This window comes from Pseudenhygromyxa sp. WMMC2535 (assembly GCF_011083025.2).
This window is the reverse complement of sequence record NZ_JABJWV010000001.1, coordinates 4,916,016-4,937,429: the sequence shown is the minus strand read 5'-3', so window position 1 is coordinate 4,937,429 and position 21,414 is coordinate 4,916,016. Positions and strand designations below refer to the sequence as shown.

Here is a 21,414-nt window from a genome sequence, read left to right as displayed (position 1 = left end):
AGCCTAGGTGGGGCGCTGCGGCGTGTCAACGAAAGGGTGCGGAGATCCTGTGGCCCAACGCGATCGAGCGAAGAGCGCAGGCCGCAGGGCGGCCCGCGCCGGGGCTCAGGCCACCATCCAGCTCGGCCGGATCTGCGACCAGGCCACCGACGCCACCATCCCGACCTTGGTCCCAGCCAAGCCCACGGCACCCTGAACCTGGCGCAGGCGATCCCTCACCGGATAGTGGGCGGCGTGTCGTGGCGCGAGGCTAGCATGAACGACGTGGCCAGCGGTCTTGAGGTACTCGCTCAAGAAGATCTGCGGCCGCCGCTCTGCACAGGCCAGCAGCGCAAGCGAGCGCACACGCTGCCGCTCACCGCTGCGCCAGTAGCTGAACAAGGCGCGACGGATGCCGCGAGCACCCGAGCCCTCGCCGCGGAAGGCCTCGTAGATCGAGTCGGCCAGCGCCTGCCGCGTGGGCACATAGCGATCGTGCTCCACGCGGAAACGGCGCATGCAGCGATCGTCGAGCCAAGGCTCGCGCGCGCCCACGTCGGCGCGGCGACGCGCCTCCCGGCCGAGATACTTGGCGTCGAGCAGACCCATGGTCATGCCGCTGGCCGTGATCGGGTGTGAGCACCCGGCGGCGTCTCCGATCAGCACCAAGCCTGGCGCCGTCGCCGGGGGCGCCGGGAGGTTGACCGTGGGCGCCATCTCCACGGGGCGGCTGAGCCCGTTGAGCGCCGCGCTGACCTGCTCCGACAGCTCCGTGGGCAGGTAGGGCACGAAGGCGTCGAGCAGATACTCGCTCAGCGCCCTGCCCTTGGCCGGGAGCGTGTGCGGGAGGTCGAAGGTCAGCCGGTAGCGCATCGACTCGCCCTCGCGGGCGATCGGGTAGCAGAGCATCGGCCCCGGGCCGCCGAGGTAGACGGTCGCGTGCAGGGGGTGGGCCACGGCCGCGTCCGAGACCTCGAGGCCGGCGGTGAAGCCCAGGGTGTGGCGACGATCGGGGATCCCCGCCAGCTTGCGCACGGTGCTGGCCTTACCGTCGGCGGCGATCAGCAGGTCGCAACGAGCCTCGCGCAGGCGCCCGGCGGGATCGCGGATCACCACGCCGACGACGCGCTCATCGTCGAGCTCGTCGCGGATCAGATCCGTGACGCGCCAGCCGGCGCGCATCGTGACCTGCTCGCGCTCCATCATCGTCCGCCGCATCACCTTGACGATGGTCTTGTGGTGGACCGAGATGCCCTGGGGCCGCTCGCCGACGATCGACTTGTAGTCGAGGACCACCGGATCATCGACCTCGGCGTCCTCCATGACCACGAAGCCGTCGACATCGACAGCACCCTCGGCGATCAGCCGGTTGTAGAAGCCGAGGTCGTCGAGGATCTCCGCCCCGCGCGGGTGGATGTACTCGCCGGAGAAGCGCGGCGAGACCTGCTTGTGGAGGTCGACGACGAGGATCGAGCGGCGGTTGCGTTGATCCGCGCGCGAGAGGGCCTGGGCCGCGGCGCAGCCTGCCACGCCCGCGCCCACGATGATCACGTCGTAGCGATCCGCCAGGCTGTCGTCTTCGATGGACTTCCCGATCTCGGCGTTCATGCTTGGGTCTCCTCTTGGATGTCGAGCTCGCGGTAACGCAGCAGGGCCACGTGGACGTCGCGGACGCCAGCGCTGGGATCGTGCAGGCGCGGTGACAGGCCGTAGCCCGGCAGGCCGCCCTCGCAGCTGCTCGGCGCGGCGCTGAGGGTCTCGCGCGCGAGCAGGCCCACGCGCGCGATCAGGGCCCGGGCGGCGCGGTGACACTGGACGCAGACCGCCTCGCCCCGGGGCGAGAGCTCGAGCAGCGCGAGCAAGGCCCGGGCCGTGGCCAGCTCGTCGCCAAAGCTCCCGTCCTCCCACTGGCGCTTGCGCAGCGCGGCCTCGCAGGCCAGACGCAGCGGATCCCCCGGCGGGCACTGGGCAGCGCAGGCGCGCAGCACCTCGGCCAGGGTCGAGACCGACCACGCGTGGCCGTGGAGCTCGAGGGCCTCGCCGAGCCAGGTCAGCGCCCGCGCCACGCGGTCGTCCTCGCGCCGCCAGCCCAGGACCGCGAGCTCGCGCAGGACCATGGCCGAGAGCGAGACCTTGGCCTCGTCCTCGGGCGCGCCGAGGTTGAGCTGATCCGCGTCGCGCCAGGGCAGGTGCGAGAGCGGCACGTCGGCCTCGCCGCGCTCGAACCTGGCGAAGGATCCGTCGGGCTCCTGCATCGCCAGCATGACCTCGGCGGCGCGGCGCAGGCTCGCCCGCGTGGCCGCGGTCCGAGCCCCACGCAGGGCCGAGAGCACCACGCAGGTCGAGCGCAGATCGAGCAGGTTCTCGGCCTGGGCCTCGCTCGGCCACCCGCCGATCGGCGCGTCGGCTCGGCGCTGCCAGGCACCGACGGCGCTGATCTCCGCGGCCAGCAGGCGCTCGCGGACCATCGCCGCCGGCTCGCCGAGCTCGGCCCCGGCGACCATCCCCAGGCGCGCGACCTTGGTCAGCGGCCGCGCGCTCAGGCCTTGCGCCCGCAGCTCGCGGCCCTCGACCTCGACGACGCCCCGGGCGGTCCGCAGGTAGTCCAGCCCGCGACGGATCCGCGGGTCGTCGGAGTGCACGCCGATCGCCCGCAGCGCGAGCAGGCTGTAGAGGGTCGGCCGCGCCGAGAACCAGCCGCCGTGGCGCTGCTGGGCCTCGTCGACCCAGCGCGTGGCCACGGCCAGCGCCCGACGATGGACCGCGCCGCGGGGCAGCGCCCGCGCCAGCTTGATGGTGCGATCGAAGGCCTGCAGCAGGTCCCCGGCCAGCCCCGGCGCCGTCAGCCGCGGGGGGATGGGCTCGTCGTCGCGGTAGAGCAGCAGCTCGCTGGCCTCGTAGAGATGGATGCGCGCCGAGGACTCGGCGAGCAGGTGAAAGGCCGCGACCATCTGCCGGGCCCAGGGAGACAGGCGCGCCGGCGAGAGCGGGGCGAACTCGGGCAGCAGGTAGAGCTCGGCCGGCACCGCCGGGACCCAGTCCCAGGGCACCGCGCCGGCGAGGGCGAGCCACAGGCGGACCGTCAGGTTCGCCCGCCTCGCGCCGCCGAGCTCGTGGATCAGCCGCAGCGCCCGGACCAGCTCCTCACCCTCGGGGTCGTCGCCGTGCTGAACCAGGGCCCAGTAGCCCAGGCAGGTCAGCGAGAGGTCGACCTCGCCGTCGAGGTCGCGCCAGCCACCATCTTTGCCCTGCTGGCTGCGGATCCACGCGAGCATGCCCTCGCGCTCGTCCGCGTCGAGATCATGAAAGAGCGCGTCGGCCAGCAAGACCTCGCAGGTCGGGCCGACGTCGGGGACCGCGATCAACCATGGGCTCGCGGCGTGGAAGCGCTGCCACCACGTGCGACACCAGCCGTGGGTCCGCGCGATCGCGGCGTCGAGGGGAGCGTCGGCGCCAGGCCCCTTCGCGGCCGGCAGAGTTTGACCCGCGCGGGGGCGACGAGACTGGGTCCGGGGTTCGCTGACGGTCGGTTTTTCGAGCATGGCGGCGGTCACCAGTTGACGGCGTGGGGCGCGCAAAACGCGGTCCCAGAATACACGCGCGCTCTTCCCTTCCCGGTGACGGCCATCACAGCCAGGGTGTCGCAAAACCGCCACAGGTAGCCGTATTCTGCTAGCTACACGCGATTTTGAATTCACGGCGTGTCCGCCTTCGCAGCGCTCGAGGGCGGCCTCGATCCCGGCTTGCTCGACCACTGTGGCCTCTGCCACACTCGCGCTCAAATGAAGGTGACGAAGTCTGCCTTGACCACGGGGGCCGCGCTCTTGGCCCTGACCGCCTCGTCCAGCTGCAAGGAGCCCGAGCCGGATAAATTCGGAACCGTCCGCATCGAACTCAGCCCGCTGGGCGGCGAGGGCGACACGGTGTTCGCTGGAACCACCGAGGTCATCGCCACGGTGAACTACGAGGACTGTCTGCAAGACTTCTATCTGATCGACAGGACCGACTACCAAAAGGATGGCCCCGAGGGCGCCCCGGTCTTCGATCAGTTCGCCGAGACCTTGTGCACGGACTACGACGAGGCCCCCGAGTGCGAGGTGGACTCCATCGACCAGACGCTGCTCGAGGGCACCGACGTCTACAACCTCAAGGTCACCTTCACGATCACCGACCCCAGCAGCCTCTCCTACCGCGAGCTCAACATCGGGCCGCTGCCGACCGAGGACCTCGCCGGCTGCTCGCCCATCGTCGAGCTCAACGTCAACGGGCTGATCGGGCGAGACGCCAACGGCACGCAGATCTGGGGCATCTCGACCCTGCCCGGATCCAGCCGAGCGACGACCAACCAGGGCGCCCCGCTGCGCGTCACGCTCGCCCGGAAGTAGCCGCTTGGCGAGGCTTGCGAAGGACGCGCATCGCGGCTGGCTCACGTCGGCCGCGGGCGCGATCTCATCGCTCCTCTCCTTGTCTGGCTGTGTGTCTGGCTGCGTCGCCCAGAGCAGCGCGGACCACGGTGAGATCGCCGATCCCCGCCCCGCGGATCGGGCCGCCGCCGCCGAGCCGCGCTGCACGAGCCCTGGCGCGCAGACCCTGGCCTTCGCCTCCGTGGCCGCGCCCGAGCCTGCGCCCTGCCCCATGGCCGTCGTCCTCGACGCGCCCACTCCCGACACCGACGCCGACGCCGGCACAGCGGACGAAGCGGATCGGGGCGCGGGCCTGTCCGTCGTGCAGCACCGCCCGATCCCCGACGCAGAGGCCACGACCGAACCCGAGCCCGAGCTCCTCGGCCGCGGCCAGGCGCCCTCGGCCTGTGGCGTCGACGTGCAGCGCTGCGAGCTCGAGCTCCACGCCACGAGCCTCGGCCCGCTCGTCCGCGCGGCGCTGCGCGGTCACGAGAGCGAGGTCCCCGAGCAGGTGTTTTGGGGCTGGCTCATCGACGCGCAGCTCGTGTTCGCCCCGAGCTGGCACAGCCCCAGCGCCGTCGCCGATCACACGCGGATCGGCCCGGCCTTCGCCCTGGCGCCCTTCGACTGCGCCGGCGCGCTGACCTTGCTGCCCACCCCTCGCCTGCCCGCGGCCGAGGCCGAGACCCTCCCCGACGCGCTCACCGAGCGAGCCGGCGAGTGGACCCTCGACGAGCTCGGCCAGGTGCGCCCCCCGAGCGAGCCCGCCGCCCTGAGCGAGGGCTGCACCCCGCTCTTCGAGGGCCTGCCTTGAACCTGATCATCCTCGAGCCCGAGGACTTCGTGGCCGAGGATCGCGTGCGCCTCGTCGACCGCCGCCTGGTCCACGCGCGCAAGCACCTCAAGGCCGCCCCCGGCGACCGCCTGCGCGTCGGCCTGCTCGACGACCGCGTCGGTGAGGCCGAGGTCCTGCGCATCGATCGTGAGGCCCTCGAGCTGCGCGTGGCGCTGAACGCCGACCCGCCGCCCGCCTCCTCGCTGACCCTGGCCGTCGCCCTGCCGCGCCCGGCGACCCTCGAGAAGGTGCTCCAGCAGGGCACCGCCCTGGGCATCAAGCGCTTTTGCCTGTTCCACTGCCGCCGGGTCGAGAAGAGCTACTGGGACGCCTCCGCCCTGGCCCCCGCGGCCCTCCGCCGCCAGCTCCTCCTCGGCCTCGAGCAGAGCTGCGACACTCACCTGCCCACGATCGAGCTCCACCGACGCTTCTTGCCCTTCGCCGAGGATCGCCTGGCCAGCGCCCGCACGCAGGGCCCCGTGCTCGTCGGCGATCCCCTGGGCGCGACCCCCTGCCCGCTCGGCCTCTCGGGCTCGGCGACCGTCGTGCTCGGCCCCGAGGGCGGCTTCATCGACTACGAGCGCGAGCGCTTCGCCGCCCTGGGCGACGCCCTGATCAGCCTCGGGCCACGGATCCTCCGGGTCGAGACCGCCGCCGTCGCCCTCCTGGCCCGGCTCGCCCAGCTCCCCAGCTGACCTGAGCGCTGCGTGCCCACGGGCCGTTGAACCGATCCCCAGCTGTGGGGACGAAGGGGATGATGCACGCCCGCGAGACCACGGCCATGCGCGACGCGACGTCCGCCCCCAGCCGATTTGGTGTAGAACCGTCATTGGCGAGGTCCAAGTGAAGCGGTGGTCGACAATCTCTGGCGCGGCCGTCATCGCCACGCTGTGCGCGAGCGCGGGCGCCCTCGAGGGGACGGCCTGGGCGGCCCCGACGGTCCAGCGTCCGCAGAGCGAGGCGAGCTCCGACCCGGACGCGGCGAGCGTCCCAGCCGAGCGCGAGGCCGCGCCCGACGCCAGCGCGTCGCCGCAGCCCGGGACGAGCGCCCAGACAGAGGCCGAGACCAAAGCCGAGCCCGCGCAGCTCCCCGAGGCCTCCCCGGACGAGCCCGCCGCCACCGAGGCTCCCCCGCCCGACGCTGGCCTGCCCAGCTACAGCGAGCTCCCCAGCTACGCCGACACCCCCTCGGCCAGCCCCATCGCCAAACCCGAGCCCGGCCTCGCGGTGCCCAGGGACGGCCTCGGCCTCCTCTCCGCAGGCGGGATCGTCCTCGCCGGTGGCGTGACCTTGACCGGCATCTCCAGCGCCCTGATCGTCGCCGAGCGCGACACCGGCCTGTGGTTTGGTGGCCTCGCCATCGGGAGCGTCGCGACTGCGGCCGGCATCGTCTCCACGATCATCGGCTCGAGCCTGCGCAAAAAATATCGGGGCTGGGCGAGCCTGCGCGAGGATCAGGTCCCGCCCCAGGGCAATGGCCTGCGCGCCGCCGGGGTGACCTGTGTGATCGCCGGCCCGATCGGCATGACCTTGGGCGTGGTCTCCATGGCCATCCAAGACGAGGATGATCTCCCCTACGGCGAGACCATGCTCGGCCTCGGCTCGGCGGCCGTCGTCGCGAGCATCCCCATGCTCGTCATCGGCGCGCGACGCCAGCAGAACTTCCGACACTGGCGCATCGCGCAGGACACCGGGACCAGCGCCCAGCTCGTACCCAGCTTCTCCCTGCTACCTGGCGGCGCCACCCTCGGTGTGGGTGGGCGCTTCTAGCCGGCGCTCACAGCCGACGCTCACAGCCGACGCTCACAGCCGACGCTCACAGCCAACGAGGCGCCGCGATGTTATAGAGCCTCGGCGATGGTCGAGAACGCTCTCAGTCCCCAGGCGCCACAGGCCGCGCAGAAGACCAGGCCGCCCGAGCTGCCCAAGCTGCTCACGCCCCGCCAGACCTCGCTGCGCGCCGTGGGCATGGTGTTCGGGGCCGAGATCGTGATCGGCGTGCTGTGGGCCCTGAGCCAGTCGGCCTGGCTCGCCCTGGGCCTCTTCGTCGGCGCCGCCATGCTCTGGGGTCGACAGCGCCGGGGCAACCTCCAGGCGGCCATGACCGCCAACGAGCGCGCCCGCGAGTTCCTCGATCTCGGCGCCCTCGATGACGCCGAGGCCGTCCTCGACGAGGTCCTCGCCAGCCGCCGGACCCCGCCGAGCATCCGCTGCTTCGCCGCCTACTACCGCGCGCTCACCTCCCTGCGCCGGGGAGACTACGCCGACGCCCGCGCCCGCCTGCACGGCGTCCTCGACTCGCAGTGGGTCAACAACGGCCGCACGCTCCAGGGCATCGCCCCCGGCGTCTACGCCAGCATGGCCCTGGCCGCGACCCTCGACGGCGACCTCGAGGACGCCGAGCGCTGGCGCGAGCTCGGGCGCCGCTCCCCGGCCAGCCTCGAGCGCCACTGGTTCGTCAGCGACGCCTACGTCCTCGCCCGCCGCCAGCGCTGGACCGAGCTGCTCGAGTTCCTCGAACGGCACCAAGACGCCATCGAGGGCACCGTCTCTGGAGTGGGGATCCGCCAGCTCCAGCTGCTCAAGGCCTTCGCCCTGACCCAGCTCCAGGAGCGCGAAGACAACTACCGCGGCCTACACTCCGGCGAGGACATCCACGCCATGCTCCACGGCACCCGCCGCGGCCGCTTCGACCACATCGCCAAGCGCTGGCCCGAGCTGCGCGCGTTCATGGCGGCCCACCACCTGCTCGCCGAGCCCTTCGACGAGACATCTGGTGACCCGCTAGCGCTCGACAGCGCGGGCTGATCGCTGGCTGCGCATCGAAGAGCTCGCGCGGCGTCCGCGGGGACAGAACCCCGCTAGCGGCCCGTTTTCGAACGTTGTTCGAAGCTCGGCAAAATTTCCGTGACGGTGTCGAGCGTTAGCGTCACTACCACATCGATCGCTCCGAGCTTCACCGGAGCGACGAATGTGCCATCACGTTCGAGACACACCGAAGAGGCGGCCCCACGTGGCCGCCTCTTCTCTTTTGCTTTGTGGTCTCATGATCGACGTGTGGACTCGCGCCTCGATCCTGCTCGCCTTCGCGCCGATCCTCGCCTGCTACCACGGCATCGACGACCCGCCGATCGCCGACGGTGAGACCAGCCTCGAAGACGCTGGCTCCGACGCGGACGACTCACCGGGAGAGGACTCGAGCGCGGACGGGTCCGACTCGTCCGCGACCAACGACGACGGCTCCTCGACCACCGGCCCGGACACGGACGACGAAGGCAGCAGCTCGAGCTCGGCGGACGAGGGCACCAGCGGCACGACCGGCGGACAAGGCTCGAGCGTCTGCGAGCGCTGGAACGCGGACCGTGCCCAGGTCTACGAAGGTAGCTGGGACGGCTCCGTCGACAGCTGTGACCCCGCCGACATGGCCGCCGACTGGCGCGAGCGCGCGCTGCTCCAGGTCAACCTCTACCGCTTCCTCGCCGACCTCCCCGAGGTCACGACCTCGAGCGAGCGCGACGCGAAGGCCCAGGCCTGCGCCCTGATGATGAGCGCTAACAATTCTCTGAACCACAGTCCTCCAGAAGACTGGACCTGTTGGTCCGAAGATGGATCCCAAGGCGCCGGCAGCGCTAATCTCGCGAGCACGCCAGCGGTCACCGCCGTCGATCTCTATATGGTCGATCCAGGCAACCCCACGACCATGGGACACCGTCGGTGGATACTTTCAAATTCACTGGGACCCACAGGCATCGGCTCGACCGACGAGTACTCGTGCATGTGGACCCTCGGAGGTAGCGGCGACGCCGGCAAAGCATGGACGGCCTACCCGCCTCCTGGGGAATTTCCCTTCGGGGCCGTCAATCCCCTGTGGTGGGGCGGTGGCATCGATGAAACCGGCTGGACGGTTCAAAGTGATGACATCGACCTCGGCGCGGCCGAAGTCAGCATCACCGTCGATGGAGAGGCGCGCGCGGTATCGGTCACCAGCCTCGCATCTGGCTACGGCAGCACCAGCGCGATCACCATGATCCCCGACGGTTGGACGACCCAATCCGGAACGACTTACCACGTCGAGATCACCGGAATTAGCGAGGCGATCAGCTACGATGTCGAGGTCATCGACTGCGACTGAGAAACACGTGAGCTTACGCAAGTACAACAAACTGATCACTCTGGCCCATATCCCCACATCAACCTTGGGTGATCCGAGCAGAAGCCGGATGCCCGAGGTCCCATGCCCCCCAAGTACCTGACGGATCACATCTACCTCAGCAACATCCACACGTTCGAGGAGTACCTCTCGGTGATGGAGGCGAGCTACGAGCTCGCCGAAGAGAGTATCAAAGCGCGATATAGCTCGGGCGGCTCGGTCGATCCCCTCGCATATAGCAGCCTCCAGGACGCCCGCGAGCTCCTCGAGGAAGAGGTCCCCGAGTTCTACGCGGCCCTATTTTGCTTCGAGATCGCCGCTGCCCGAGAACCCGAGATCTATGGCTTCACCTACCGGCTGTTCCGTGAATTCATGATGCGCTGCGCCGTCGGGGTCGTGCGCAGCCAGGGTCTCGAGGTCGATATCCCCAGGACGACCATCCCGAACCGCTGGATCGGCCGCAACGACGCCCGCTTCCGTGCGCAGCTGGTCGACGGCCGGCTGTGGATCCAGACCCCCGAGGGCGAGCAGACCGTCTTCGAGCCCGACCTCGGCATGCAGAACAGCTGCGAGGCCTGAACCCATCAGAGCGGTCCGCCCACGCGGGCCGCTTTGATGCGTTCAGGCCTCGAGCGCAGCCCGGCCCCCGATCGACCCCTCACACACGCCGACCATCCGATCGAGCAGGGCACCCAGCTCGGCCTCACGCCGCGCGACCTGGCGCTTATAGAGCATCCGCGCCAGGGCGTAGGCGCCCCCGAACCACCCGAGCACGAACACCGGGACCAGCGTCGGCGCGAACACGATGGGCAGGGCGATCAGGCCCATGCCGCCGCCCCCGAGGCCGCCGACGATCCCGCCGAAGAGCGCCCCGACGAGGTTCTGAAGCCGCTCATCGATGCGGATCATCGTCTCACCGCGGGCCGCCGTCACCGTCACCGCGATCCGCCGCCCGGGCTGGCCCTGGGTCACGACCGAGTGCCAGGCCAAGCTGCGGTTGCTGCGGCTGATGCTCCCCGGCTCGCCGAGCGCCGCGTTGATCTCGAAGATCAGCTCGTCGAAGCAGTCTTCGGGGATCTCGCCGGTGAGCCGAGCCTCGAAGTGCAGGCTCGAGGCCGCGCCGATCAGCGGGTTGACGCTCTGCTCGCGCGGCTTGGGCTGGGCGAGCTCGCGGGCGGCCTGACGCACGAGCGCCGTGTCGATGCCGGCCTCGCCAGCGATCGCCTCGACCTCCTCGATGGACATCCGCCGCGAGTCTCCGGGCGACTTGGCCTGGAGCTCCGCGGCTCGCTTGAGGATCAGCCCGACCTGCTCGTCGTCGTATCGCTTCGGCGCGGCCACCTATCTCAGGGTACCCCGACGGGCGCGCGCGAGGGCGCTCAAAACTGTAGCCCCCCGGCGACCACGTCGGAGCCCAGCGCGAGGACCAGGAGGGCCCCACCGAGGCCGCAGGCCACCAAGATGAGCAGCATCAGTCCGCGGGTCAGGAACACCCCATGGAGGTAGCTCAGGCCCTTGGCGAGATCCTCGCGCGTCCCCTCGGGCCGGCTCAGCCGGCGCAGTGACCAGCCCGCGAGCAGCAAGAACACCGCGACCGCGAGCAGCAGCGCCGAGGACATGATGCTCAGCTCAGACACGCCCTCGTCGACGATGGCGGCGAGCTCGCGGAGCAAGGCGAGGGTCCCCGCGACCAACGCGAGCCTCGAGATCCTCGCGCTGCTCTCGCGCAGCGCCTCGCTGCATACGAAGGGCTCGGCGCTGCCAGCCTCGACGCCGAGTGGAGGCGTGGAATTATCGCTATCGTTCATTTCGTCCATCGTTTTCAGTTACAGCAGCGGCAGACCAAAGAGCGACGTCACGACGCGCCCAAAGCTCAGCAGTACACCAATTGCGACCTCGGCGATCATCACGTCCCTGAGCCGGGAGAAGGCCAGCTTCAGCTCCCCGCTCAGCCCCACCTCGGACACGCGCCCGAACGCCTTCCCAGCCTTCAACAGCCACATCGACTGAACGACCAGGGCCACGACCCAGGCGACCATGAAGCCCCCGTAGACCAGCCCCAAGGGCCCCAGGCCAGGGAGCGCGCTCAGGAAGCTCGCGCTCGAGAACAGCCACACGAGCGCCACGAGCACGAAGAGACCGAGCAGCACGAGCGTGAGTACACCAGTCAGCCGCATCCACTTCCCGAGCGAGGCGGCATTTTTCGTCACTCTGGGGTCGAGCGCCTCGAAGCTTTCATTCGACATGCACCGATTGTCCCACAACCCCGGCGCGCCGCAATTGAATCAGGGCCGTGAATCCGCGATGGCCCGACGCGTGGCCTCGAGCAGCGAGCTCGGCGTGAAGGGCTTGCGCAGCAGCCCGCGAGACTGGGCCGAGATGCCCTGGCGGTGAATCTCGTCGTCGGTGTAGCCCGACATGAACAAGATCGGGCCACGCCAGCCCGCCGCCACCACCTTCTCGGCGAAGGCGCGGCCGGACAGCCCCGGCATCATCAGATCCGTGATGATCAGCCGCAGCGCGTCCGCGTGCCGCTCGAGCGCCGCGAGGCCCTCGTGGCCGCCGGCGCAGGTCAGGACCTCGGCGCCCTCGCGCCGCAGGCTCCGCGCCGCGATGTCACGGACCAGCTGGTCATCATCGACCACCAAGATCAGCCCCTCGAGCGGCCCCTGCCTCGACGGCTCGAGCGCCGCGACCACCGGCGCCGTGGTCATCGCCGGGATCCGGCAAGTGAAGGTCGAGCCCTCGCCCAGCCGCGACTCGATCTCCAGGCGCCCCCCGGCCCCGTCGAGGATCTCCTTGATCGTCGCCAGGCCCAGGCCCGTGCCCGTGCGCTTGGTGGTGAAGAAGGGCTCGCAGACCCGCTCGCGGACCGCCTCGCTCATGCCCTCGCCCTCGTCGCGCACTCTGAGCACGAGCTCGGGGCCAGCCGAGCCCTCGTCCTCGGCCGTCAACTCGATCTCGATCGTCCCGCCCTCGGGCATGGCGTCGCGGGCGTTGATCACCAGGTTCATGACGATCTGAACCAGCTGGGCGTCGTCGAAGCGGATCGCCGGCAGGTCCTCGGCGACCCGCAGCGAGAGGCATAGATCGTCGTCGAGCAGGCGGACCAGCATCCGCTGGCAGCGCTCGATGATCGCCATGGGATCGAGGCGCCGCGGCTGCACGACCTGGCGCTTGCTGAACGCGAGCAGCTGACTGGTCAGCGCGGTCGCGTGCTCGGCCGCGTCCTCGATGCTCTGGAGCAGCTCCCTCGGCTCGCCCTCGTCGAGGTCGAGGCCGAGCAGCGAGGCCCCGCCGATGATCACCGTCAGCAGGTTGTTGAAGTCGTGGGCGACCCCGCTGGCCAGGCGACCGATGGCGTGCATCTTCTGGGCGTGGAGCACCTGGCTCTGGAGCCGGCGCTGCTCGGTGATGTCCTCGACGCAGGCGAGCACGAAGCAGCCGTCGTCGCGCTCGAGGCGACGCCCGATCACCCGGACCGGGACCAGCTGGCCGTCGCGGCCGAGCAGCTCGCGCTCGACCGGGCCGGCCTGGCCGCAGGCGAGGGCGTCGGCGATCAAGGCCTCGAGGTCACCGCGGAAGTCCTGTGGCGTGAGCGCGGGCAGACGCTCGCCGATCAGCGCCGAGGGCTCCTTGCGCCCGAGCTTGACCTGCTCCGCCCGCGGCTCGCGGCCCAGCGCCCGGCGCAGCGCCGGGTTGACGTCGACGATCTCGCCCTCGAGGCCGCGGAGCAGCGCCAGGCCCACGGGGGCGGCCTCGAAGAGCGCGCGGGCGTGGGCCCGGCTGGCCTCGAGCGCGCTCATCGTGCGCGCGTTGGCGGCCAGGGTCTCCTCGACCGAGGCGCTCATGCTGTTGAAGCCGTCGACCACGGCCTGGAGGTCACCGCCAACGTCGGCGATGCGGTGGCTGAGGTCACCGGCCTTGGCGCGCTCGAAGGCCTCGAAGAACGAGCGCTCGACGTTCTCGAGCACGCTGCGCGTGGGCACGGTGCACATCAACAACCAGCCGAGGTTTGGGATCGCGCGATAGATCAGGCGCAGCGAGGTCCCCGAGCTATCGACGAGCTCGCGGGTGCCCGAGCGCTGCGCGAGCATGTCGTCGAGGTCGAGCTCGGCGAAGTCCCCTCCGAGGCTGGCGAGCTCCTCGCGGAAGACCTCGCCCTGCTCGCGGACCACGGTCTGCATGCCGTCGTGGGCGATCAAGCTGCCGTCGCCCTCGACGATGAAGGTCGTGCGCGAGCGCCTGCGCTCGATACCGCTGAGCGCGATCAGCTCGTCGACCTTGACGTCGAAGCTCCACACCCCGACGAGCTCGTCGCCGACGTAGAGCGGGATCGATGGCGAGACCATCAGACCCTGACCGCCGTAGTCGAGGTTGAGCGGGGCCCAGCGGATCTTCCGCGCGGGGTTGGCCTCGGGCCCCGCCGCGACATAGGTGTGATAGCTGTGCCAGTCGAAGTCCGGCGGCACGACCGTGCAGGGGTCGTGCATGGGATAGGTCATCGCGAAGCCGGTGGCGTCCTGGTAGTAGATCCACGCCAGCCCGGCGAGGCGCTCTTTGATCCCCGCGATCGCCGCGGCCATGTCGCGCATGGCGTACATCCGCGCCCGCGCGAGGGGATCCACGGCCACGCGCGCGTCGGCATAGTAGATCTGGTGCAGCGGGTCGACCTCGCCAGCCCGCGCCCGCGCGAGCAGCTCCAGACGCTCGTAATATCCGTAGGCGTCGATCCCAAACCCGCTTTCGTGGTGCCATGCCTCGGCGGCCCCACGCTTCCCGACCTCGACGCGATGCAGCAGGATCGTCAGGTCGTGCAAGGCGTGGAGCGCGTCGTAGATCCGAGCGATGCGCTCGTTGATCGTCAGCGCGCTGATCTCGACCTGGCGCACGAGGGCCTCGAGTTCTCCCGCCATGACCCCACTAAAGTAATGCCCTCGCCGTGGGCCATGCACCCTCGATTGCCACACCGAAGGCGGGCGTGCTAACACGCACGCCCGGGCTTTTCACGACCTCCGCGCTCGGCGAAGCCATGGTCATGGCCCCGAGGCCGCGCTACCTCTTCGCAGGCTCCGGTCTGGCCGGCCTGAGCCTCGCCGCTGTGCTGGCGCCCGACCTCGGCGCCAGGGCGCGAATCATGTTCGTGGATCCCCTGGCCGAGCGCCTCGAGGCTGGTTCCGGGCGGGGCGGAGAGCGCACGGGCCCGACGACTACGCCCTGCGCTGATCTGCGCTGCGTACTCGACTGGTCGCGACGAGCACCGAGCTCCGCCCCGCGGCGCCGCGGGCGAGCGGGCCCTCCTCGGTATCTCGCCCGCGAGCGAGCTCGAGGGTGATCTACACGAGCGCCTCGTCCTGCGCCGCTGGACCGACCAACATTCGATCCTCAGCCTCCTCGAATTCACGCTGGTTCGGTCGTGGGTAATCGAGTATGAACCATCGATTGCGGGATATTGATGATCCGCTCCATATTCAACGATATCCCGCTCACGCTTTGATCACGTCACCGGTGAACTGTCCATTCGGACATTCATTTTGGTGAGCGCCACTCCCTCGAGCCGTCAATCGAAATCGCCATGTCCTCGAATACACTTTCTTCGCAGCCCCACCTCTCCGCCTGGGCCACGCGCACGCCACTGTGCGCAGCGCCCATGCTCCTGGCCGTCCTCGCCTGCACGGACCCCGGCGCCTCGAGCGACGATGAACTCGGTACCGAGACCCAGGGCACAGACGAGGGCCTCGACGCCACCGACGGGAGCACGACCGGCACCGGCGGCGAGGGTGAGACCGAGACCGGTACCGAGACCGGTACCGAAGATACCGGCACGCAGCTCTCCGAGTGCAACGACGGTATCGACAACGACGGAGACGGCTACACGGACTGGCAATACGACCTCGGCTGCTACGGTCCCGGCGACCACACCGAGGCCGCCCTGAGCCGCGACGAAGAGGACGGCTTCACCACCTTCGAGATCGGCGACGACAGCCTGGCGATCTACGTCAGCAGCGAGGGGGACGACGCCAACGACGGGCTCAGCCCGCAGACCCCCGTGGCCTCCCTCGCGGCTGGCGCGGCGCTCGTCCGCGACGCCGAGCACGACTTCTTGCTCCTGCGCCGCGGCGACACCTGGCGCGGCGAGGACCTCTACCGCTTCAAGTCGGGCCGCGACGCCGAGCACCCGCTCGTGATCGCCTCCTACGGCGAGTCGACCGAGCGCCCGCGCCTCGAGCTCGTCGACTGGTTCATCGACCACGACGGCGCCCAGCGCAGCTACGTGGCGCTGATCGGCCTGCACCTGATCAGCCTGCACAAGGATCCCAGCGACCCCGAATTCGACGACGAGTCCGACAGCCCAGGGGCTCTGCACTACGTGGGCAACGGCAGCGGCCACCTGATCGAGGACTGCCACTTCGAGTACGCCGAGTCCGTGTTCCATAGCTACGGCGAGGGCGAGCTCGACAACATCGAATTTCGGCGCAGCATCGTCGAGCGGGCCTACCACGCAAACACCTGCACGACCGGCGCCACCTACCGGCCCTCGGGGATCTACGCCAGCCACGTCGACGGCCTGCTGATCGAGGACAATTTGCTCGATCACAACGGCTGGAACCCAGAGCAAGTCGAGAGCGCCTGCGCGACGATCTACAACCACAACCTCTACCTCGGCGGCCACGACATCGTGATCCGCGGCAACCTGCTCGCGCGCGCGTCGAGCATCCAGATCAAGATGCGCTCCGACGAGCCCGGGGTGGTCACTGGCCTGGTGATCGACGACAACTTCATCATCGAGGGTGAGATCGGCATGTCGATCGGCGGCAACGCCGAGGGCGAGTACCGCTTCGTCGACACCACCATCCGCGACAACGTGCTCACGGACATCGGCCGCACCCGCCCCACCGACCGCTACCTGGCGTGGGCGCTCGATCTCTCCGATCACGACGGCCTGGTGGTGGAGGGCAACCTGATGCTCAACCACCGCCAGGACAGCGTCACCAACTCCTATGGCGTGCAGCTCGGCGGGACCTCGGCCAGGGACTACCTGATCCAGGACAACCTGTTTTGGCGGCTCCAGAACCGGTCGATGATCGTCAACGAGATCGCCAGCACCTCGAATCTCTCGATCCTCGACAACGAATTCGTCGATCCCGAATTCGCCTCGCGGATGATCGTCCACCAGCCGAGCTTCGCGGCCTACACCTACGCCGACAACCGGTACTACACGCAGGCCGAGGCGTGGTTCGGCGCCGGCGGTCAAAACGTCGACTTCGACGCATGGGTCGCCGCCAGCGGTGAGACCGGGGCCACGGCGCTGGCCGCCGTCCCCGGCTACAGCGACCCCGAGCGCGACATCGAGAGCTACGCCGTCGTCGTCGGCGCGGGCACGACCCTCGAGGACTTCCTGGCCCTCGCCACCGGCCAAGGGCGCATGGCCTGGCGCGAGGACCTCAGCGCCACCGCGGTCAACGACTACATCCGCGCCGGCTTCGATCGCTGAGCCCGCCGGGCTTTGGCATACTCCCGACGTGCGCCTCCGCTCTCGCATCCCCGCGGCCCTCGCGGGACTCCTCGCCTGCGCCCCCGCGGCGCAGGCGCCCGATGAAGGCAGCAGCAGCAGCAGCAGCAACGGCAACGGCAGCGGCAGCGATGACGCGTCCGGCGAGGCCGACGACGCGACGAGCGCGGCCAACTCCGAGGCCGGCGACACGGCCGACACCGACACCGGTGACACCAGCGACGACGGCCCGATCCCCGCGGCCTGCGTGACCGGTGAGCCGGCGCCCCAGTCGATCCCGGAGCTCGTCGCGCGCATCGAGGCCCTGCCTCACCCAGTCACCATCCCCTGCGTGCTCGCCAGCCTGCCGCGACCGCTGAGCGTGGTCGCGACCGACAGCGAGTTCAGCATCCAGCCAGCGGTGGGCGAGGACAACCCGCGGCTGTTCATCCTCGGCGACGGCCTGATCCTCTCTGTCGTGCCCGCGGGCGACGGCGCCCCGCTGCTCGAGTTCAGCGAGTGGGTGGACAGCACGCACACCATCAAGGGCGAGCTCGCCTTCCCGATCACCGAGACGATCGACCCCGGCGATCCCTACGACCTCGAGTACCAAGACGGCCTGACCCGCTGCGGGGTCTGCCACGCCAACGAGTACGAGGTCGCCGAGCGCCCCGGCGCCCACGCGTCCTTGGCCCTCCAGCCCGTCGCCACCTCGCTGGTCGACGTCGACGGCCTCGACGCGCTGCTCGCCGACTGCGACTGGCAAGCCGAGGCCGCGCGCTGCGAGCTGCTCAGCGGCCTGCTCGACCATGGCGAGGTGGTCGAGGGCGCCTTCCCCGAAGACCTGCCGACGATCTTCGACTGACGACGGACACCCGGACTTGCATCTCCACGACCACGACTTCGCCAACCTGCCCGCGCCGGTCTGCGCGGCGAGCAGCCCGGGCACGCTCTCGACCCCGCTCCCGGCCCTCGACGACGAGGAGGGACCCCGCGTCCCCGACGGCCTCCCGCCCCTGGTCGACGCCCACGTCCACCTCTTTCCCCCGCGGCTGTTCGCGGCGATCTGGCGGTGGTTCGACGCCCACGGCTGGCCGATCCGCTACCGCCTCCAGGCCCGCGAGGTCCTCGACTTCTTGTTCTCGCGCGGGGTCGAGCACGTCGTCGGCCTGCACTACGCCCACAAGCCCGGGGTCGCCGAGGTCCTCAACGCCTTCGCCGCCGAGCTCGCCCGCGACGAGCCGCGGCTGACCGCCCTCGCCACGGTGCTCCCCGGTGAGCCCGGGGCGGCGGACATCCTCGAGCGCGCCTTCGCCGAGCACGGCCTGCGCGGCGTCAAGCTCCACTGCCACGTGCAGTGCTTCGCCGCCGACGATCCTGCCCTCGCCGAGCTCTATGACGTCTGCGTGCGCTGGGATCGCCCGATGGTCATGCACGCCGGCCGCGAGCCCAAGAGCCCGGCCTACGCCTGCGACACCTACGAGGTCTGCGCCGTCGAGCGCGTCGAGCAGGTCCTGCGCAACTGGCCCAAGCTGCGCCTGTGCGTGCCCCACTTCGGGGCCGACGAATTCGAGGGCTACGCCGACTTGCTCGAGCGCCACGACAACCTGTGGCTCGACTCGACGATGATGCTCGCCGACTACTTCCCGTCGGCGCCGCCCAGGCGCCTGCTCGAGATGCGACCCGAGCGGGTGCTCTACGGCACGGACTTCCCCAACATCCCCTACGCCTGGGACCGCGAGCTGCGGCTGCTGCGTGACTACGCGCTGAAGCCCGAGACCCTCGAGTGGATCTGCGGACGCTCGGCCCGCGGGTTGTTTTCGATCGCCTGAGCGGCGCAGCGCCACCTTCGCGTGGGCGCGCGTCCGCGCGAGCCATCCACGCCCGAGCGCCCCCAGCTCACGGCGACGGCCCTCGAGCGCCAATTTGATCGACAGCCCCCGCTCGCAGGGTCACCTTGGCGAGACCGAGCTCCCCGCGCGCGCCCTGTTCTTCGGCGCCGCGGACAGCTCGCCACGGATCCACATGAGCCAAGCAACGCCCAGCGCCCGCCCCCGCGGCATCGAGCACATCGGCATCACCGTCCCCGACCACGCCGCCGCCGTGCACTTCTTCGAGGCCGCCTTCGGGGCCAAGGTCCTGTTCTCCCTCGTCGACAAGTCCCGGGCGCCGCTGACCGCGGAGGAGGTCGGCGCACAAAACGGCCTGCTCCCTGGCACGGCCATCGTCGCCGTGTCCATGCTCCGGTTTCAAAATGGCGCGAACCTCGAGATCTTCGAGATCGACGCGCCCCGACACACCGGCGAGCGCGGCATCTCCGACATGGGGATCAGCCACTTCAGCGTGACCGTCGACGACATCGAGGCCGTGACGGCTGCGTTCGCGGCCGCGGGCGGCAAGCTGCTCGAGGGACCCTATCCGCTCATGGGTCAGGAGGCCGGCCCCGGCAACCGCGGGCGCTTTGGCCTGACCCCCTGGGGCCTGCTCATCGAGTTCGAGCGCCTGCCCTCGCCCATGGACTACGACGAGGACACGGAGGCCCAGCGCTGGATCCCCGAGCCTCCAGCGTCGGACGAGTGAGACGCGCGGACCAGGACGTCCGCCACCGACACCAGCGCTCACGCCCCGCTCACCGGGCACCTGATGTCAATCGATCGGTACAAAACGGAGCAGAGGCGACGCGTATGGAACGATCGATCTTCGAAGGGCGACATCGACATCGACATTGACCAATGTCGCGCACCATGCCGACAATGGCTCGGTGATGCATTTGAGCAAGGCAGGTTGCGGCCTGGTGGTCGCCACATTCCTCGTCACCTCGGCGTGCACCGACGACGGAGGCGAGGCGGACACCGACGAGATGGGCAGCGAGTCATCCGCCGATGAGACCGACGACACGAGCGCCGAGACCGACTCGAGCTCGGACGACACCGACGAAGGCTCCGAGACCGACACCGACACCAGCTCGGATGACACCGACGAAGGCTCCGAGACCGACACCGGCACCGACACCGACACCGACACCGGCGAAGACACCGGGACCGACACCGAGGGCGAGCTGTGCGGGAACGGGGTCCTCGACGAGGGCGAGGCTTGCGACGACGGCAACGCCGACGAGACCGACGCCTGCACGACCCTTTGCCAGGCGCCCACCTGCGACGACGGCATCCTCAGCGGTGACGAGAGCGATCTCGACTGCGGGGGCAGCTGCGCCGGCTGCCTGACGGGTCAAGCCTGCGAGGCCGCCAGCGACTGCACGTCTGGGGCCTGCGAAGAATCGCTGTGCACGCTCGCGGCCCACGTCGCGACGGGCAACAACCACACCTGCGCCGTGCTCAGCGGCGGCGCGGTGCGCTGCTGGGGCCACGGCTTCGACGGCGCCCTCGGCTACGGCAACACCACCACGATCGGCGATGACGAGACCCCCGCGGAGGTCGGCGACGTCGCCCTCGGCGGCCTCGCCATCGACGTGAGCGCTGGCGGCTTCCACTCCTGTGCGCGCCTCGACGACGGCGGCCTGCGCTGCTGGGGCTCCGCGGACTACGGCCAGCTCGGCTACGGCAACACGCTAGCGATCGGCGAAGGCCTGACCCCCGACTGGGCCGGCGACGTCCCCGTTGGCGGCCCGGTCATCGACATCACCGCGGGCTCCACCCACACCTGCGCCCTGCTCGAGGGTGGCAGCGTCCGCTGCTGGGGTCGCTCGCTCTCCGGGCAGCTCGGCTACGCCAACACCCTGAGCGTCGGCGATGACGAGACCCCGGAGGAGATCGGCGACGTCGACGTCGGCGGCGTCGTCACCCAGATCGCCGCGGGCACTACCCACACCTGCGCCCTGCTCGAAGGCGGCGGCGTCCGCTGCTGGGGGAGCGCCTCCCAAGGCAAGCTGGGCTACGCCAACTCCCAGAGCATCGGCGACGACGAGACCCCCGCCGAGGCCGGTGATGTCCAGCTCGGCGGCGCCGCCGTGCAGGTGGTCGCGGGCGGCAACCACACCTGCGCCCTGCTCGAGGGCGGCGCCGTCCGCTGCTGGGGACGCGGGGGCTTTGGCGCCACAGGCTACGGCGACGGCGAGAACATCGGCGACGACGAGACCCCAGCCTCCGCCGGCGACGTCCCCATCGGCGGCACCGCCGTGCAGCTCACCGCGGGTTACCAGCACACCTGCGCGCTCATGAGCGGCGGCGCGGTCCGCTGCTGGGGCAACGGCGGTCAGGGCCGCCTCGGCTACGCCAACGAGGCGGTCATCGGCGACGACGAGACCCCCGACACCATGGGCGACGTGGACCTCGGCGAGGGCGCGGTGGCCGTGGAGGTCGCCGCGGGCACCTATCACACCTGCGCGCTCCTGACCGACGACAACCTGCTGTGCTGGGGCTGGGGCTCCAACGGCCGGCTCGGCTACGGCAACACCGAGAACATCGGCGACGACGAGACCCCGGCCTCCGCTGGCCCCGTGTCCTACCAGTGAGTGATCCGGGCGGGCCCTCACCCGCCCTCTGTCTCGGGCTGCTCACGCCGCCCGAGACAGACGAGATGCCCGAGCGGCCCGAGC

The 21,414-nt window shown here is 70.2% G+C and carries 19 protein-coding genes; 13 read left to right on the top strand and 6 right to left on the bottom strand.

The annotated features are described in order from the left end of the window. Positions 1-105: 105 nt before the first annotated feature. Positions 106-1,587, bottom strand: coding sequence for an FAD-dependent monooxygenase (locus G6O69_RS19310; protein WP_172304990.1), 1,482 nt, complete (start codon positions 1,585-1,587; stop codon positions 106-108). Next, entirely contained in the window at positions 1,584-3,521 is a 1,938-nt protein-coding gene (locus tag G6O69_RS19305; RefSeq protein WP_172304989.1) for a prenyltransferase/squalene oxidase repeat-containing protein, read from the bottom strand. Before G6O69_RS19305 ends, G6O69_RS19310 begins: the two co-directional genes overlap by 4 nt. A 159-nt stretch (positions 3,522-3,680) precedes the next feature. Here G6O69_RS19305 and G6O69_RS19300 point away from each other — a divergent pair, with 159 nt between their 5' ends. From G6O69_RS19300 to G6O69_RS19270, 7 genes are all read left to right on the top strand, one after another. Then, the gene (locus tag G6O69_RS19300; protein WP_176396962.1) at positions 3,681-4,364 is read left to right on the top strand and encodes a hypothetical protein; all 684 of its coding nucleotides are present in this window, start codon (positions 3,681-3,683) and stop codon (positions 4,362-4,364) included. Between the two features lie 4 nt (positions 4,365-4,368). Beyond that, positions 4,369-5,196, top strand: coding sequence for a hypothetical protein (locus tag G6O69_RS19295; protein ID WP_176396961.1), 828 nt, complete (start codon positions 4,369-4,371; stop codon positions 5,194-5,196). Beyond that, complete coding sequence (locus tag G6O69_RS19290; RefSeq protein ID WP_172304986.1) at positions 5,193-5,912, top strand: 16S rRNA (uracil(1498)-N(3))-methyltransferase; 720 nt, start codon at positions 5,193-5,195, stop codon at positions 5,910-5,912. The genes G6O69_RS19295 and G6O69_RS19290 overlap by 4 nt, the downstream gene beginning before the upstream one ends. A gap of 148 nt (positions 5,913-6,060) precedes the next feature. Further along, positions 6,061-6,987: a hypothetical protein gene (locus G6O69_RS19285; RefSeq protein ID WP_172304985.1), complete on the top strand. Its 927-nt coding sequence runs from the start codon at positions 6,061-6,063 to the stop codon at positions 6,985-6,987. A gap of 87 nt (positions 6,988-7,074) precedes the next feature. Then, entirely contained in the window at positions 7,075-8,025 is a 951-nt protein-coding gene (locus G6O69_RS19280; protein WP_172304984.1) for a hypothetical protein, read from the top strand. Between the two features lie 247 nt (positions 8,026-8,272). Then, on the top strand, positions 8,273-9,349 hold the full coding sequence (locus G6O69_RS19275; protein WP_172304983.1) for a CAP domain-containing protein: 1,077 nt from the start codon (positions 8,273-8,275) through the stop codon (positions 9,347-9,349). Positions 9,350-9,451: 102 nt separating this feature from the next. Next, positions 9,452-9,946, top strand: a complete 495-nt coding sequence (locus G6O69_RS19270; RefSeq protein ID WP_172304982.1) for a hypothetical protein — start codon at positions 9,452-9,454, stop codon at positions 9,944-9,946. A gap of 42 nt (positions 9,947-9,988) precedes the next feature. Here G6O69_RS19270 and G6O69_RS19265 read toward each other — a convergent pair whose 3' ends face one another. The 4 genes from G6O69_RS19265 to G6O69_RS19250 form a co-directional block, all read right to left on the bottom strand. Further along, a complete protein-coding gene (locus G6O69_RS19265) occupies positions 9,989-10,708 on the bottom strand; it encodes a hypothetical protein (RefSeq protein ID WP_172304981.1) in 720 nt (239 codons plus the stop codon). 38 nt (positions 10,709-10,746) lie between these two features. Then, complete coding sequence (locus G6O69_RS19260; protein WP_172304980.1) at positions 10,747-11,184, bottom strand: hypothetical protein; 438 nt, start codon at positions 11,182-11,184, stop codon at positions 10,747-10,749. A gap of 9 nt (positions 11,185-11,193) precedes the next feature. After that, positions 11,194-11,517: a hypothetical protein gene (locus tag G6O69_RS19255; RefSeq protein WP_176396960.1), complete on the bottom strand. Its 324-nt coding sequence runs from the start codon at positions 11,515-11,517 to the stop codon at positions 11,194-11,196. Between the two features lie 135 nt (positions 11,518-11,652). Further along, positions 11,653-14,283, bottom strand: coding sequence for an ATP-binding protein (locus G6O69_RS19250; RefSeq protein WP_172304978.1), 2,631 nt, complete (start codon positions 14,281-14,283; stop codon positions 11,653-11,655). Positions 14,284-14,348: 65 nt separating this feature from the next. Between G6O69_RS19250 and G6O69_RS19245 the strand changes: the two genes are divergently transcribed. From G6O69_RS19245 to G6O69_RS19220, 6 genes are all read left to right on the top strand, one after another. After that, complete coding sequence (locus tag G6O69_RS19245; RefSeq protein ID WP_176396959.1) at positions 14,349-14,702, top strand: hypothetical protein; 354 nt, start codon at positions 14,349-14,351, stop codon at positions 14,700-14,702. A 240-nt stretch (positions 14,703-14,942) separates the two neighbouring features. Further along, complete coding sequence (locus G6O69_RS19240; protein ID WP_176396958.1) at positions 14,943-16,862, top strand: hypothetical protein; 1,920 nt, start codon at positions 14,943-14,945, stop codon at positions 16,860-16,862. Positions 16,863-16,890: 28 nt separating this feature from the next. After that, a complete protein-coding gene (locus G6O69_RS19235) occupies positions 16,891-17,724 on the top strand; it encodes a hypothetical protein (protein WP_172304976.1) in 834 nt (277 codons plus the stop codon). Positions 17,725-17,740: 16 nt separating this feature from the next. Next, positions 17,741-18,691, top strand: coding sequence for an amidohydrolase family protein (locus G6O69_RS19230; RefSeq protein ID WP_255215818.1), 951 nt, complete (start codon positions 17,741-17,743; stop codon positions 18,689-18,691). A 94-nt stretch (positions 18,692-18,785) separates the two neighbouring features. After that, a complete protein-coding gene (locus G6O69_RS19225; RefSeq protein ID WP_172304974.1) occupies positions 18,786-19,439 on the top strand; it encodes a VOC family protein in 654 nt (217 codons plus the stop codon). A gap of 184 nt (positions 19,440-19,623) precedes the next feature. Next, positions 19,624-21,330 carry a hypothetical protein gene (locus tag G6O69_RS19220; protein WP_176396957.1) on the top strand — a complete coding sequence of 569 codons (1,707 nt, stop codon included), beginning with the start codon at positions 19,624-19,626 and terminating at the stop codon, positions 21,328-21,330. Positions 21,331-21,414: the final 84 nt, after the last annotated feature.